The organism is Halomonas sp. McD50-4 (assembly GCF_022348135.1).
Taxonomy (GTDB): Bacteria; Pseudomonadota; Gammaproteobacteria; order Pseudomonadales; family Halomonadaceae; genus Vreelandella; species Vreelandella piezotolerans.
In genome coordinates, this window is sequence record NZ_JAKRFG010000021.1 from 1 (window position 1) to 14554 (window position 14554).

At 56.0% G+C, this 14554-nt stretch carries 13 protein-coding genes; 11 read left to right on the plus strand and 2 right to left on the minus strand.

Annotation, left to right across the window (positions count from 1 at the left end):
• Positions 1-146: 146 nt before the first annotated feature.
• The 9 genes from glmS (at position 147) to cysQ (ending at position 11106) form a co-directional block, all read left to right on the plus strand.
• Entirely contained in the window at positions 147-1988 is a 1842-nt protein-coding gene (gene glmS / locus MHM85_RS17565) for a glutamine--fructose-6-phosphate transaminase (isomerizing) (RefSeq protein ID WP_239286534.1), read from the plus strand.
• A 473-nt stretch (positions 1989-2461) separates the two neighbouring features.
• Complete coding sequence (locus MHM85_RS17570) at positions 2462-2707, plus strand: hypothetical protein (RefSeq protein ID WP_239286535.1); 246 nt, start codon at positions 2462-2464, stop codon at positions 2705-2707.
• A 28-nt stretch (positions 2708-2735) separates the two neighbouring features.
• A complete protein-coding gene (locus MHM85_RS17575; RefSeq protein ID WP_239286536.1) occupies positions 2736-4202 on the plus strand; it encodes a glycosyltransferase family A protein in 1467 nt (488 codons plus the stop codon).
• A 45-nt stretch (positions 4203-4247) separates the two neighbouring features.
• Positions 4248-5585, plus strand: a complete 1338-nt coding sequence (gene glmM / locus MHM85_RS17580; RefSeq protein WP_239286537.1) for a phosphoglucosamine mutase — start codon at positions 4248-4250, stop codon at positions 5583-5585.
• A gap of 80 nt (positions 5586-5665) precedes the next feature.
• A complete protein-coding gene (locus MHM85_RS17585) occupies positions 5666-6649 on the plus strand; it encodes a hypothetical protein (RefSeq protein WP_239286538.1) in 984 nt (327 codons plus the stop codon).
• A complete protein-coding gene (locus MHM85_RS17590; protein ID WP_239286539.1) occupies positions 6649-7164 on the plus strand; it encodes an NUDIX hydrolase in 516 nt (171 codons plus the stop codon). Before MHM85_RS17585 ends, MHM85_RS17590 begins: the two co-directional genes overlap by 1 nt.
• Before the next feature lie 104 nt (positions 7165-7268).
• The gene (gene pgm / locus MHM85_RS17595) at positions 7269-8861 is read left to right on the plus strand and encodes a phosphoglucomutase (alpha-D-glucose-1,6-bisphosphate-dependent) (protein WP_239286540.1); all 1593 of its coding nucleotides are present in this window, start codon (positions 7269-7271) and stop codon (positions 8859-8861) included.
• 559 nt (positions 8862-9420) lie between these two features.
• Positions 9421-10275, plus strand: coding sequence for a UTP--glucose-1-phosphate uridylyltransferase (locus MHM85_RS17600; protein WP_289073770.1), 855 nt, complete (start codon positions 9421-9423; stop codon positions 10273-10275).
• A gap of 66 nt (positions 10276-10341) precedes the next feature.
• The gene (cysQ, locus tag MHM85_RS17605) at positions 10342-11106 is read left to right on the plus strand and encodes a 3'(2'),5'-bisphosphate nucleotidase CysQ (protein WP_239286542.1); all 765 of its coding nucleotides are present in this window, start codon (positions 10342-10344) and stop codon (positions 11104-11106) included.
• Positions 11107-11160: 54 nt separating this feature from the next.
• Here the strand turns inward: cysQ and MHM85_RS17610 are convergent, their stop codons facing one another.
• Positions 11161-11670, minus strand: coding sequence for a transposase (locus MHM85_RS17610; RefSeq protein WP_239286543.1), 510 nt, complete (start codon positions 11668-11670; stop codon positions 11161-11163).
• A gap of 171 nt (positions 11671-11841) precedes the next feature.
• Between MHM85_RS17610 and MHM85_RS17615 the strand changes: the two genes are divergently transcribed.
• A complete protein-coding gene (locus MHM85_RS17615; RefSeq protein WP_239286544.1) occupies positions 11842-12600 on the plus strand; it encodes a glycosyltransferase family 25 protein in 759 nt (252 codons plus the stop codon).
• Complete coding sequence (locus tag MHM85_RS17620) at positions 12597-13841, plus strand: hypothetical protein (RefSeq protein ID WP_239286545.1); 1245 nt, start codon at positions 12597-12599, stop codon at positions 13839-13841. The genes MHM85_RS17615 and MHM85_RS17620 overlap by 4 nt, the downstream gene beginning before the upstream one ends.
• A 49-nt stretch (positions 13842-13890) precedes the next feature.
• Here MHM85_RS17620 and rfaH read toward each other — a convergent pair whose 3' ends face one another.
• Positions 13891-14406 carry a transcription/translation regulatory transformer protein RfaH gene (rfaH, locus tag MHM85_RS17625; protein ID WP_074210406.1) on the minus strand — a complete coding sequence of 172 codons (516 nt, stop codon included), beginning with the start codon at positions 14404-14406 and terminating at the stop codon, positions 13891-13893.
• Positions 14407-14554 lie beyond the last annotated feature (148 nt).

Consider the following 14554-nt stretch of genomic DNA (forward strand, 5'->3'; position numbering starts at 1 on the left):
AGGTGGATAGGCTTTCACCCATAGCGGATGGCTCTCTTGGTTCAGATTCTTGGCGGAACACACTGAATTTTCAAGAGAATACCATCCGCTATCTTCGTTTTCGGGCCGGCCTCATGAATAAGCCGGGATTAATAACTGGATATATTATGTGCGGCATTGTTGGCGCGATTAGCGCAAAGGAAAGCACCGATTTTTTACTCGCAGGGTTATCCACCCTGGAGTATCGCGGTTACGATTCGGCAGGCTTGGCGGTACTCAATAATGGGTTGCAGCGCGCCCGTGCCAAAGGGCGTGTTGCGGAGCTAGCCAGCAAAGTGGCGGAAGCGGGTATTAACGGGCATGTGGGTATCGCTCACACACGCTGGGCTACTCATGGCGTTCCCGCCGAGCGCAATGCTCACCCGCACATCTCCTCTGGCTTGGCGGTGGTGCATAACGGCATCATCGAAAACTACGAGTCTCTCCGTGAGCAGCTTCAAGGCCTGGGGTATGTGTTCACCTCGGATACCGACACAGAAACCATTGCTCACCTGATTCAAGCTTGTTTTAAGGGCCAAATTGGCGAACCCGCTGAAAATCTATTTTCTGCCGTGCAGTGTGCCGTTGCCCACCTGAAGGGGGCGTTTGCGTTAGCCGTCATTAGTGAGGAGGAGCCGGATTGCTTGGTGGTTGCCCGTGAAGGCTCCCCGTTAATGCTGGGCGTTGCAGAAGATGGCTACTATGCGGCATCCGATGCCTCTGCGCTGCTCTCTGTTACCAAGCGGATGATGTACCTGGAAAACGGCGATGTAGCCCGTTTGAGCCGCAATGCGGTGGTCGTGGTTGATGGTATTGGCCAGATGGTTGAACGTGCCATTGTCACGTCTAGCTTGAATGCCAACGCGGTCGAGTTGGGCGATTACAGCCACTACATGCAGAAGGAAATCTTCGAGCAGCCCCAGGCGCTTAGCAACACGCTGGAAATGATTAGCGGGGCAGGGCAGTTGCAGCCCGGCATTTTTGGTGCGGAAGCCGCTAAGATTTTCCAGCAGGTAGATTCGGTACTGATTCTAGCGTGTGGTACCTCTAGCTACGCAGGGATGACGGCGAAGTACTGGATTGAGCAAGTGGCGGGCATTCCTTGCAACGTAGAAATTGCCAGCGAGTATCGCTATCGCCATAGCGTGCCTAACCCAAAGCAGTTGGTCGTGGTGATTTCTCAGTCCGGTGAAACCGCGGATACCCTGGCGGCGCTGCACCACGCAAAGGCGCAGGGGCATACCTTCACCCTGGCGATTTGTAACGTTCCGGAATCTGCCATTGTGCGTGAAACCGTGCTGCGCTTTATCACCCGCGCAGGCCCGGAAATTGGTGTGGCCTCTACCAAGGCGTTTACCACTCAGCTTAGTGCACTGTTCTTACTCACGCTGCTGCTTGCCAAGGCGAACCAGCGCTTGAGCGATGACGCTGAAAAAGCATATTTAGACGAGCTTCGTCACTTGCCCATTGCCGTTGATAAAGTGCTGGCGTTAGAGCCCAGCATCGAAGCGTGGTCTCAGCATTTTGCCAATAAGCACCATGCGCTGTTTTTGGGCCGCGGTCGGCATTACCCCATTGCTTTGGAAGGCGCGCTGAAGCTCAAAGAGATCTCTTACATTCATGCGGAAGCCTACCCGGCGGGTGAGCTGAAACATGGCCCGCTGGCTCTGGTCGATTCTGAAATGCCTGTGGTGGTGGTAGCGCCCAACGATGAAATGTTGGAAAAGCTGAAAGCCAACATGCAGGAAGTGAGTGCCCGTGGCGGCCAGCTTTATGTGTTTGCCGATGGTGGCAGTGAGGTGAAGTCGTCTGACGGTGTGAACGTGCTGTTGATGCCTGAGCACTACGGGTTGCTTTCACCGGTGTTGCACGTGGTGGCGCTTCAGTTGCTTTCTTACCATGTGGCGTTGGTGAAAGGCACCGATGTCGATAAGCCGCGTAATTTGGCGAAGAGTGTCACGGTGGAGTGAGGCGGTTTGGGTGGCTACGTCGGGGCGGCTAAGCGCCGCCTATGTGCCGGGCCGCCGCTGCGTGTTCATTGTATGCACCTGTAGCGCGTGATAAGCGGAGCGCACCCGCGAAGCACTCTGATAGGAGTGCCGATGATGGCACCGAGGTTTGATGACTCACGGTGGTTTCATCCAGGCGGCTATCCGCCGCCCCCGCGGGTGCCTCTTTCGCTCGTTGCTCTCGCTCTTTCGTTACGCCGCGCTACAGGGTCAGTGTATGTACCTGTAGCGCGCGGTAAGCGGAGCGCACCCGCAAAGCAATGCGTTGGCGGCGCCATTGGGGCGCGGAAGCTGGCTTCTGATAAGATGATCAAGAAGGGGCCTTCAGGCCCTTTTTTGTAGGTGGGTGTTCAGGAGTGAACCGCCTGTGGCATTGAGGTTGCCGCATAGACGTGCAGGAAGCGATAAAAAAATAATGCCTGAGTGGGGATGCCATGTCAGATGCACAGGAAACAATCGCGAGCCTGGAAGCACGTTTGCGATCGCTGGTGGAGCACTATGCGGTAGAGCGTGGCGAAATGGCTGAGCAGTTGAGCCAGTTGCTGGAAGAGAATGACCGCTTAAAGCGTCAGGTGAAGCAATTGGAACACTCTGCGGGTGTACCGTTGGGGCAGTCGCAGGAACCTAACGGCCATGCGCTCACCTTTGATTTTTCATTACCTGATCAGCCCGTAAGCTAGTCAGGTAGGTGGTAATGCAGGAGTAAGGATGCAGGTGTTTAAGGCAGGAAAAGCACGGCTGCGCCAGTGGGTGGGGCAGCACGCGCTGGCCTTGGCGGCGGGTGGTTCATCGTTCGCGCAATCAGCGGCGGGGGTGTGGTCTTACTATCGCTTGGGAATGTACCAAACAGTGGTGGACCAGCCTGCCTTCCCAGATAACGTGAATGCTCAGTTCTCTAGAGCGGCCTCGTTAACGGCACTGGGGGAAGCACAGCAAGCCGAGGCGGTGGCGCGTTCACTATTGAAAAGCGGCCAACTAGGTGCCCGTGTGCCTGCGTTCATTAAAGCCATCGCTGCCTTTTCGCCCCCCTTGGCGGAACAGCTCTGCCATGAAGCGGTGCTACCTGCTTCGTCTTTTCTACCCGTAGGCTTAGCCATGCGGTTGGGGGATTATCCCTTAGCCAAGCAGAGGCTACAGGCTTACCAGCAGGCGGCTAAAAAAACCAATCCTGAAGCGCTACTGGTGGAAAGTAACCTCACCGCCACCACGGCGCTTCAACAGTGCGACTTCATCAATCAGTTTTTGGCCCGCCATGGGCTTTCCGCTGTTAGGCCCGTTGATGAGCACGCCCCGTTGGGCGTCATGAATCTTGCAGCGGTGGATAAGCCCTCCCACGGAGATGATGAAAGCGCGCCTGCAAGCCAAGGGCCGTTGGTCAGTGTACTGATGACGACGTACTGCTCGGGAGAGCGTGCCGTTCGTGCAATTGATTCGTTATTGGCTCAGCAGTACCGTCACCTCGAGGTCATCGTGGTGGATGACGCTAGCCCTGATAACACCTTTGAGCAGCTCTTGGAGTGCGCTAAAAAAGATGCGCGGGTTCGGTGTTATCAGTTGCCGAAAAACGCGGGCACGTACGTTGCTAAAACCTACGGTTACCAGCAGGCGCATGGTGAGTTCATTACCTGCCATGATTCCGATGACTGGTCGCACCCTGAAAAAATTAGCCGCCAACTGGCTCCCATGCTGAAACATCCATCCATCATGGCGACCACGTCTCAGTGGGTTCGCTTAAGTGATGAAGGGAAGTTTTTTGTACGCCAGGCAGCACCGTTTACGCGCTTGAACCCGTCTTCGCCACTGTTTCGTCGTGCGGTGATTGAGCGCATGGGCAGTTGGGACTTGGTGCGTACCGGGGCAGACAGTGAGTTCTTGGCACGCATGAAGCTGTATTTTGGTAAGAGTGCCGTAAAACGCTTGATTGAACCGCTTGCGTTTGGCGCGCACCGAGACGATTCATTGATGACCGCTAAAGATACCGGGCATCAAGAAAATGCGGTTTCCCCAGCACGGCTGGCCTACTGGGAAAGCTGGAGCGAGTGGCACCTTCAACGGTTACGCAACGGTGAGCCACTCTGCTTGGCACCGATAAGCGGTCAGCGGGCGTTTCCGGCACCCGATGCCATTGCGGTGCCTGAGGCGGATATCAACACATTGCTAGGTGACGCGCGTTAAGGCGCTCGCCAGCCATTAACATAATACGTTTGGTGGGTTTGGAGAATGCGAAAGTATTTTGGTACCGATGGGGTTCGCGGGTTAGTAGGGGAGTTCCCCATGACCCCCGATCTTGCCATGAAGCTGGGCTGGGCCGCTGGGCAGGTGCTGGGCGCAGAAGGCATTAAAGAAGTCATCATCGGTAAAGATACCCGTGCCAGTGGCTATATGCTGGAGTCGGCGTTAGAGGCGGGCTTTTCAGCGGCAGGCGTGAACGTGGCGTTGGTTGGGCCGTTGCCTACTCCGGCGGTGTCGTATTTAACCTCCACCTTCCGTGCGGATGCCGGGGTGGTGATCAGTGCCTCGCATAACCCGTTTCACGATAACGGCATCAAGATTTTTGGTCAGGGTGGTTTTAAACTGACTGATGTACAAGAGCAAGAGATCGAACGTTTGCTGCACACCGCCATCGAAGGCGGCATGACGTGTGTGAGTTCGGAGCTGTTGGGTAAAGCCCGCCGAGTGGACGATGCCGCTGGGCGTTATATCGAATACTGTAAAGCCAACCTGCCCGGCCACTTGAGCTTGAGCGGCCTGAAAGTAGTGGTGGATAGCGCCAACGGCGCTGCCTATAAAGTGGCCCCGGCCGTGTACCGCGAGCTGGGGGCCACCGTGGTGAGTATTCACGACCAGCCCAACGGCGTGAACATCAACGCGGGCTGCGGTGCCACGGCGATGGAAAGCCTACGGGCGGCCGTGCTGCAGCATGAAGCCGACCTGGGGATTGCGCTGGATGGCGATGCCGACCGCCTGATGATGGTGGATCATACCGGGTCGGTGGTCGATGGCGATGAGCTGCTGTTCCTGCTGGCGAAAGATGCCAAGGCATCGGGTTATACCGGCGGTGTCGTCGGTACTCAAATGAGCAATCTGGGCCTGGAGCAAGCACTGGCAGCCATGGAGGTGCCCTTTAAGCGTGCCAAAGTAGGCGACCGCTACGTGATGGAGCAACTCAAGGCCACCGGCTGGCGCTTGGGCGGCGAGGGGTCTGGCCACTTACTGAGCCTAGACCACGCCTCCACAGGCGATGCCATCATTGCCTCACTGCGCGTACTCACCTGCTTATTGCAGCAAGAGGCAACGCTGTTTGTGGCAAAGCAGGGCATGCACAAGCTACCGCAAACGTTGATTAACGTTCGCTACACCGCCGTAGAGGGCGTCGACCCGCTAGAGAGCGAGCAAGTCAAAATTGCGGTCGCCAACGTGGAGGTCGAGCTTGGCGATCGCGGTCGTGTGCTTCTACGTAAATCAGGCACCGAGCCGCTGATTCGTGTGATGGTTGAGGCAGTGGATGCCGAGCAGGCGACGTCGTGCGCAGAGAAAATCGCCGCATCGCTGGCGTAATCCGGCCGTGAGTAGTTCAATCCAGCCAGCCTTTCGGCTGGCTTTTTTGTGGCACTTTGTTGTGGCTAGGTAACAGGTCGATGATTCTAAAAGAGAAGCTGTTTCTGGCTAATTGCGACTCCGTGCGCCAGTTAAGCCCAGATGACGTACGCGCTCGTTTTATGGCGGGCGTGCTGTTTGCGGATGGCGTGGTGCTTTCGCCTAATTTACTGATCGATAACCCGGCGATTATTTCGTTACTGGCATCCAAGCATGTTCAGCGTTGGTTCAAGCGCGATGAACACAACGAGAGCAAGCTGATGATTCGCGGCTTCGGCCTGGAGAATGGCTTTTCCCTGGTCGACTATTTTGAGCACTTAGATGCCAACTATGTGGTGTCTCAGTTGGGCGGCGTGCGTAAGGGCGAGCTGACTGCTGCGCAGGCTACCCAGCTCAAAAAGCAGTTAGAAAAAGCTAGCGATGTTTTAACCTGCTATCAGCCCTCTATCGTGTCGCTTGAGAAGAAGCCCGGGGCATTGAGCGAGCAAATACGCTTGCGGTTAGCAAGGGCTGCTACTTCCACCACGGAGGTTGCTGTAGAGGCGGAACAGCAGCGCAGCGTTCACCAACGAACGCTGGCGCTGGTCGAACAAAGCGGCAAGCCGCTAGGGTCGCGTTCTGATTGGTATTCGGCGCTTGGCGCGTTGGAGATACCCGCTCTTCAGCGTGATCAGTTCCGCTTGGAAGTCGTGGATGCGAGTTACAACGGCCTGTTCGTGGGGGAAGGGGAGGCGTTCGTGATGGATCGCATCCAGGTGCTTTCTCGTTTGCCGCTGTGGCTGTTGGATACGGGTATTTCAATTGGTAGCCGACGGGAAGAGTTGGCCACGCTGAAAGCAGGCTATGATCTGTTTAACTTTATCTCTACCTTGGGCACCGAAGAGCTGGCGAGCATTTTGGCCGATAAAGCCTTGGAGTACGCGGAAGAGAAAGCCAAGGCGCATGGGGTTTCCTGGTGTGAGCGGCGCAACTGGTTTGGCCTTTATCCTAAACTAACGCGCTTTATGGGCGTGGAGTTGAAATAGTGCCTACACACTCCTCAGATGAGCATATCGAGTATCAGAACCCTTGGTTTCGCGTGGTGCGAGAGGGTGCCTATCACTATGTCGATGAGCCGGGGGCGCAGGCCGGAGCAGCGGTGCTGCCGCTGGTGGGTGATACGGTGTGGCTGCTGGAGATGCGCAGACCCGCCCAACAGGGGGCAGTAACGTGGGAAATTCCGCGTGGCTACGGTGAAGCTCACGAAACATCGCAGCAGTGCGCGCTGCGAGAACTGCGTGAGGAAACGGGGCTACTCGCAGCGCCAGCACAGCTTACCAGGCTGGGAAAAGTACGCCCTAATACGGCCATACTAACTTCCTGTATCGATATTTATTTGGCGAAATTGCCCTCTAATCACCCACCACATAGTCGGGATCGAGAAGCAGAGCGCATTGTAAAAATACCCATAAAGGCTTTGCCAAGTGAGTTAGCGCAGGGCAAGTTAGAAGATAGTTTTACACTGGCAGCGTTGAGTTTTTATTGGGCAACTTTACGCTAAGGGTATGCTAGCCTTGGCGTTTTGCTTATTACTATCATCGTCATATTTATAGTGTGCGCGGCGGGAGTCGCAGTGCGTGTGGCGAATTTAGCAAGGAGATGCACATGGAAGCCATCGTAGCGGCATTTTTTGATCAGACACCGGATGCCAGCATTGCGAGCGAGCGGGTGGCCTTTGGCACCTCGGGACACCGTGGTCGCGCTACCCAGCGCACGTTCAACGAGGCGCACATTATCGCCATTACCCAAGCAGTGGTGGATTACCGCCAAGCGGAAGATTACCAAGGGCCGCTGTTTTTAGGTGTGGACACCCATGCGCTTTCACGCCCCGCCTGGGAGTGTGCACTGCGGGTGCTGGCAGCCAATAACGTGCCGGTGATGGTGGAAAAAGGCCACGGTTACACGGCAACCCCGTTGGTCAGCCATGCGATTTTGCAGCACAACGCGCAGCAGCGCCATGCCATGCCTGCGGCAAAAGCCGATGGTTTGATCATCACCCCTAGCCATAACCCGCCGGAAGATGGCGGTATCAAGTACAACCCTTATCACGGTGGCCCTGCCGATACCGAAGCGACGCAGTGGATCGAGCTGCGTGCCAATGCGTACCTGCTGCGTCAGTTAAGTGACATTACGTTGGTATCGTTGGAAGACGCGCTAGCCCACGCCCAGGAGTATGACTACACCGCACATTACGTGGCCCATTTAGGCAGCGTGGTGGACATGCCCGCCATCCAGAACGCCAACCTAAGGCTGGGCGCAGACCCGATGGGCGGCACGGCGCTGCCCGTGTGGCAGGCGGTTGGTGAGCATTTTGGCCTGCACCTGGACGTCGTGAACACTACCATTGATGCCAGCTTCGGGTTCATGCCCCCCGATCACGACGGCAAGATCCGCATGGATTGCTCTAGTGCGGATGCCATGGCGAACCTGCTCAAGATCAAAGACCGCTTCGATATCGCCTTTGGCAACGACCCGGACGCCGACCGCCACGGCATTGTCGATGCCAATGGGCTAATGAATCCGAACCACTTCCTGGCGGTCTGCGTGGATTACCTGATCAGCCATCGCCCCCAATGGCGCGATTCGCTGAAAATCGGTAAAACGCTGGTCTCTTCTTCGATGATCGATCGTGTCGTGGCTTCTCACAACCTTGAGCTGTTTGAAGTGCCGGTCGGTTTCAAGTGGTTCGTGGATGGCTTGCACGAAGGCTGGTTGGCCTTCGGTGGTGAGGAGAGCGCTGGCGCAAGCCTGCTCACCCAAGCAGGCGAGGCGTGGTCCACCGATAAAGACGGCATCGTGCTGTGTTTGCTGGCTGCTGAAATCATGGCCGTGACCGGTAAAACGCCCAGCGAGTATTATCAAACCCTCACCGAGCGCTTTGGCGAGCCGTTCTATAAACGGGTCGATACCGCCTGCAGCGCAGAAGAGAAAGCCGCGTTTAAAAACCTCACCGCCGATAGCATCACCGACACCACCTTGGCAGGCGACCCCATCACCGCCGTTTTGGTCAAAGCCCCGGGTAACCAAGCCGCCATCGGTGGTTTGAAAGTCACCACCGAAAACGGTTGGTTCGCCGCCCGCCCCAGCGGCACGGAATCGCTCTACAAAGTGTACGCGGAAAGCTTCAAAGGGCCGCAGCATCTCGACGAGCTGATTGAAAGTGCCACCTCGCTGTTATCTGGCGTGTTGAAAGGGTAAGTCATTCAAGTAGCGTGTGGTAAACGGAGCGCACCCGCGAACACTCCCTCAGGAATGCCGGATTTTGGTACTGAGGTGTGATCCTTCACGGTGGCCTTATCCAGGCGGCTATCGCCGCCTTCGCGGGTGCCTCATTCGCTCGTTGCTCTCGCTCAGTCGTTACGCCGCGCTACGGGGCGGTGCAGATACTCGTAGCGCGTGGTAAGCGATAGCGCACCCGCGAAGCATTCCGCTAGGAGTTCCGATGCAGGCACCGAGGTTTGATGATTCACCGTGGCATCATCCAGGCGGCTATCGCCGCCTTCGCGGGTGCCTCATTCGCTCGTTGCTCTCGCTCAGTCGTTACGCCGCGCTACGGGGCGGTGCAGATACTCGTAGCGCGTGGTAAGCGTTAGCGCACCCGCGAAGCACTCCGCTAGGAGTGCCGAAGGTGGTACTAGGCTCGCTCCGGTAGAGGCGTTCCTGCTATATTGTTCGGCATGTCTATTGCATATCGTTTGGCGTGGTTCGATGTTTATGACTTCTCGTGGAAGGCACGCTCAATAAAAGGACGTTAATGATGACTCAAGTACGCAAAGCGATTATTCCGGTGGCTGGATTCGGTACCCGCCTGCTGCCGATCAGCAAGGCGATTCCTAAAGAGATGGTGCCGGTGGTGGACCGCCCCCTTATCCAGCACGTGGTGGAAGAGGCGCTGGCGGCGGGTATCAACGAAATCATTTTGGTCACCCGTGCCGGAAAATCGGCCATTGAAGACCACTTCGATGCCCACTTTGAACTCGAACACTCGCTGGCCAGCAAGGGTAAAGATGCGCTGCTGGAAACGCTCTCGGCCATTTCGCCTAAAAAGCTGAAAGTGACCAGCGTGCGTCAGCCCAACGCCAAAGGGCTGGGCCATGCCATTTACTGCGCTTCTCACTTGTTAGACAAAGACGAGCCCTTTGCGGTGATTCTGCCGGACGTACTGGTCAAACCCCAGGTAGGCAGCAGCGCGTGTGACTTGGGCAGCATGGTCGAGCGCTGGGAAGCTTCGGATGCGTCGCAAATCATGGTAGAAGCGGTGCCGCAAGAAGACGTTTACCGTTACGGCATTGTCGACTGCGATGAACCAGCCGCGGGGGAGAGCGCCACCATGCGTGGCGTGGTGGAAAAGCCCAAGCCGGAAGACGCGCCGTCGCGCCTTTCTGTCATTGGCCGCTATGTGCTGCCGTACCGCATTATGGAGCTGCTGCGCGATCAGCCGCCGGGTGCGGGTAATGAAATCCAGCTAACCGATGCCATCGACCGCTTGATGCAAGAAGGTCAAACCGTGCAGGCGTTCCGCATGCATGGCCGCACCTTCGATTGCGGGCACATCGAAGGCTGGCTGCAAGCCAACACCACGCTCGCCCGGGAAGCGGGCTACGACGTTTGACGAGCTGTTGAACACTGAGTGTTTGAAAACCGTCCTATGGGCGGTTTTTTACTATCTGGGGGGAGTATGCGGGAATTACTCGAACAGGTGTTGGCCATTGCCAAGGACGCTGATCGCGCCATTATGGCCGTGTATGCTCGTGAGTTTGATGTCACGCTTAAAGAAGATAACAGCCCGCTCACAGAGGCGGATCGAGCGGCGCATCAAGTGATACGGCGCGGGTTGGAGGCCCTGTCGACGACGCTGCCGATCTTGTCGGAAGAAGATATAGAGGGCTTTTCAGGCGTGGGGAAAGAGGGCCGCTATTGGCTAGTCGACCCGCTGGATGGCACCAAAGAGTTCATCAAGCGTAATGATGAGTTTACGGTGAATATTGCGCTGATTGAACACGGTGCGCCTATTTTGGGGGTCGTCACGGCGCCTGCGCTGGGGGTGGCTTATATCGCCGCAGACGGTATGGGGGCTTTTAGAATCGACGCTGATGGACAGCGCCATGTGATTCAAGTGGCCGGCAAACCTTCACCAGGAAGCGCATGGCGGGTACTGGGCAGCCGCTCCCATGCAAGCCCCGCTTTGTCCGCTTGGTTGGAGACGCTGGGCGCTTATGAAATTCAGCCCATGGGAAGCTCGCTGAAAAGTTGCCTGATTGCGGAAGGTAAAGCCGATGTGTACCCACGGTTAGGCCCCACTAGTCTCTGGGATACCGCTGCCGCCCATGCCGTCGTGCGTTATGCAGGTGGTCGAATAGAGACCCTGGAAGGGCAGCCGCTTAGCTACGCCAACCCTGCCGAGACCTTGAACCCCTCCTTTATCGTGTGGGGATATTCGTAGCGCGGCGTAAGCGGAGCGCACCCGCGACGCACGCCGGTAGGAGGGCCAGGTATTCTACTCCCAGTCCATATCGGCGACGTCCGGGATGTCTTGCGTGCCCCAGTCTGGCTCGTACCATTCCTTCTTGACGCATCGGTGGAAGCTGGACCACTGCCATTCGCGAGGGGCGTTGGCCCAGCCGTGCTTCACTGGGTTGTAATGGATGTAATCCATGTGGCGCTGCCAATCGTTCTCATCGCGGATGACGTGCTCCCAAAATCCACGCTGCCAAGCATGTTGACTACCGAGGGGAAGCAAGAATTCTTGAGAGGCATATTTTTTGACGTCTCTCCATCGGGAAGAGTAATCCGCATCGCCTTCGGGGAGGGTCCAGAGACAGTGCAGGTGGTCGGGTAGAAGAACGAACGCATCCATGAGAAAGGGACGTTCGTCGCGCACTCGACGAAAAGCTCGACCGAGGGCGTCTATGTTCAAGCGATCCGATAACAGCGGTTGGCGGCCATACGTCACCACGGTGAAAAAGTAGGTGCCGCCGGGTAGGTGAGCGCGTCGGTAGGTGGCCATGGCTGCTTCCTTGCAGTGATGAATACCCATAGCCTACCGTCGTCGAGAAGACGATGCATCTTTACAGCCGTAATGCCAATGCTGAGTAGCCAGGCTGACGTAGGTTAGGGGACAATATGAACTACTTTTTCCCCCACCTTAACGAGCCCTATTGATTCAAGGAGCAGACGTGTGAGCATTGAGCCGTTTGGCGTTTTTGTACTGACCATGAGAGATGAGACAAGGATGGCCTCTATCGAGCGTCAACTGTCTCGGCTTGATATCTCGTTTGAGTACATCGATGCCACGGTCCTGGGAAGGATCGAGCATGCCGATCTGCCCATCGAACGTGAGGCTATTCAATCGCGGTATGGCCGGATGCTTACTCAAGGCGAAGTGAGCTGTTTTTTAAGCCATCGAAGAATCTGGCAGCAGGTGGTGGAGGCTGGAAAGCCAGGTGTCATTTTTGAAGACGATGCGCTCATTGAAGATGAGCTTTGTCGATTCTTAGACCGCCTGGACGGTGTCTCCGCTCGGTTCGATGTGGTGTTGCTAGGTCACTCTAAAAAAGATCACCGCCGGAAAACGCTGTACCACTTTCTTGAGCCGTTAAAGCGTTGGACGCCCATGGGGCCCTTTAAACTTGGCAGAGGTTTTAAAACATGGCCCTCCGGAGCGGTAGGGTATGTCGTGACTCCAGCGGGCGCGGCTAAATTGTTAGCGGCTACGGCAGCGATCCAGTGTGTGCTGGATGACTGGCCTTATTTTGAAACGAAGGGCGTTAAGGTCCAAGAAGTAAGACCGTTATTGGTGTGGGAGGATTTCATCAAACTGGATAGCTCACTAGAAGGTGAGCGCCAAACACCGGCGAGGCGAAAACTCTTTTCGATTGCGCGAGTGATAAGAGGATGTGTTCGTCAGCTTCAGTCTAGAAAGGACGGCTGTTCATGACCCTTCGTCGTTCATTGGAAAGGCTGTTGCCTTTTATTACGGCTGCCGTTCCTGGTGGCTTTCGTATTTTTGTGTTGGGGATTGCGGGATTCTTTCTTGCCCCAGACAGCATGGTGTTTTTTTCTACTCAGTACACCCTGGCGGCCTTTTTCGTCATGGTGTCAGGGGTTGGTTTTGCGACGATCCTAATGAAGCGTATGGCCGAGGATGAGCGCTTGGCGATACTGCTGCGCTATGGGGCATCGTGTGTGGTGGTCGGTGGGGGTGTGTCAGCAGTCGCGCTGCTTGTCGCCTCGTTGGCCGTTCCCGTTCCAGATGGGTGGGAAGTGTTCTGTCTGATTTTGATGACGTCTCTGTATCAGGTTTTTCGCAATTATCTTGTTTTTAGACGGCAGTTTTGGACGCTGTTTTTTTATGATGGCGTGATTGGGCTTCTTTTTATTCTCATGATGTTGGCGTTATACGCCATGGTGGGGCGGCTCGATGCAGGGCAGTTGTTGAACGTGTTGTCCCTCTCATACGCCTTCGCTTTCGTAACATTCGTAGGTGTATTGATTGCCAGCGAGAGTGACCCTCATTTTTATCGTCATGTCGCTTTTCTGTCGCCCAAGGACTTGGTGTCGAGTTTGGTCGTGGGTTTTTCCAACGCGGCCAGTAGCGGCGTTGGTTTTATTTTGCCCTCTCTATTTATCGCGCTCGGTGGTAGTGACGTGGCTATCGTGGCCTCGCTCTGCGCGGCGGTGTTTAGCGCAATGTCAGCCTTGCCTAGAGGGTTGATCAATAATAGTGCCGCTGCGCTTTCCAAGATGGTCATGGTGCGGGATTATGCGCGTTCGGTGGTGGTGCCGCTTCGTAAAAAAATCTATACCTTGGTGGCTGTTTTGGTACCTGCGTTATCGCTGACGATCATCGCGTATTTTTATTTTTCAGGCGCGGTCAATGATGTGGGGCTGGTGCTGTTTTTCGTGGCGGCGTTTGCGTTTAACGTGGCCAGCGGGCAACTTGGTGTGATTGAGTCGGTGTTGATTAATTTTTGCGGCTACGAGCGGTTGTCATTGATATTCAATATGGTGGTGTTTTTACTCGTGTTGCTCGTGTTTAGCATCGTGCGTTTAATGCCCCAAGCACAGGAGTGGGTCTTCATTATTTATGCCGTGCCTTTCGTGCTGGGTGTGATCAACATTTTACGGCTTTTTTGGTACCGAAAGATGGTGCGGCGCTATTTTGCGACCGCCCGCTAGCCTTGCATAGACGTTAGTCCGGAACTCAGTATTCGTTTCGCGTCGCTTGTCACCGCTTTTCCAAGCTTTCAACCGGTAGTTCTACGTGTTGCGGACGTTGAAGAACGTTGAGCAATACGATGGCGCGTTCTTCGCCTTTGCAGCGGGTGAAGATGGCTTCTAGGTCTTTGAAGGGGCCGTCGGTGATGGTGACTTTTTCGCCAGCGGTGAAGTAACTGTGGCTGCCTTCTTGGCGATGGGGCTGGGCACGCAGGGTGTCGACGAGGGCGTCGGGTACGGCGATGGGCGTGTTGCCAAAGGTGAGCAGGCGCAGGACGCCACGCGTAGAGCGGATGGGCCGCCAGTTGCTGACGACCTGGTCTAAACGGATGAACAGGTAGTAGGGAAATAGCGGCTCGGTGACGGTAGTGAGCTTGCCTTGCCGTTTGCGTTTGACATCGAGGACCGGGTGGAACACCTCATAGCCTTGATTGACGAGGTGTTCGGCGGCGCGGAAGGATTCGCTGCCTTTGCATTGAATGACGTACCAGTGGGCAGTGCTGGTCTCGATGGTTTCTTCTGCCATGTTGCTACCTTCCTATTGCCCAGGTGGTTCTTCAGGTTAACGTGCCACCTTCCAGGCGGCTATCGCCGCCCCCGCGGGTGCCTCTATCGCTCGTTGCTCTCGCTCTTTCGTTACGCCGCGCTACAGTATTGGCATTCACCATTCACCA

Coding starts and splice junctions, on each gene's coding strand:
- glmS (WP_239286534.1), top strand. CDS start 147: ATGTGCGGCATTGTTGGCGCGATTAGCGCAAAGGAAAGCACCGATTTT.
- MHM85_RS17570 (WP_239286535.1), top strand. CDS start 2,462: ATGTCAGATGCACAGGAAACAATCGCGAGCCTGGAAGCACGTTTGCGA.
- MHM85_RS17575 (WP_239286536.1), top strand. CDS start 2,736: ATGCAGGTGTTTAAGGCAGGAAAAGCACGGCTGCGCCAGTGGGTGGGG.
- glmM (WP_239286537.1), top strand. CDS start 4,248: ATGCGAAAGTATTTTGGTACCGATGGGGTTCGCGGGTTAGTAGGGGAG.
- MHM85_RS17585 (WP_239286538.1), top strand. CDS start 5,666: ATGATTCTAAAAGAGAAGCTGTTTCTGGCTAATTGCGACTCCGTGCGC.
- pgm (WP_239286540.1), top strand. CDS start 7,269: ATGGAAGCCATCGTAGCGGCATTTTTTGATCAGACACCGGATGCCAGC.
- MHM85_RS17600 (WP_289073770.1), top strand. CDS start 9,421: ATGACTCAAGTACGCAAAGCGATTATTCCGGTGGCTGGATTCGGTACC.
- cysQ (WP_239286542.1), top strand. CDS start 10,342: ATGCGGGAATTACTCGAACAGGTGTTGGCCATTGCCAAGGACGCTGAT.
- MHM85_RS17610 (WP_239286543.1), bottom strand. CDS start 11,670: ATGGCCACCTACCGACGCGCTCACCTACCCGGCGGCACCTACTTTTTC.
- MHM85_RS17620 (WP_239286545.1), top strand. CDS start 12,597: ATGACCCTTCGTCGTTCATTGGAAAGGCTGTTGCCTTTTATTACGGCT.
- rfaH (WP_074210406.1), bottom strand. CDS start 14,406: ATGGCAGAAGAAACCATCGAGACCAGCACTGCCCACTGGTACGTCATT.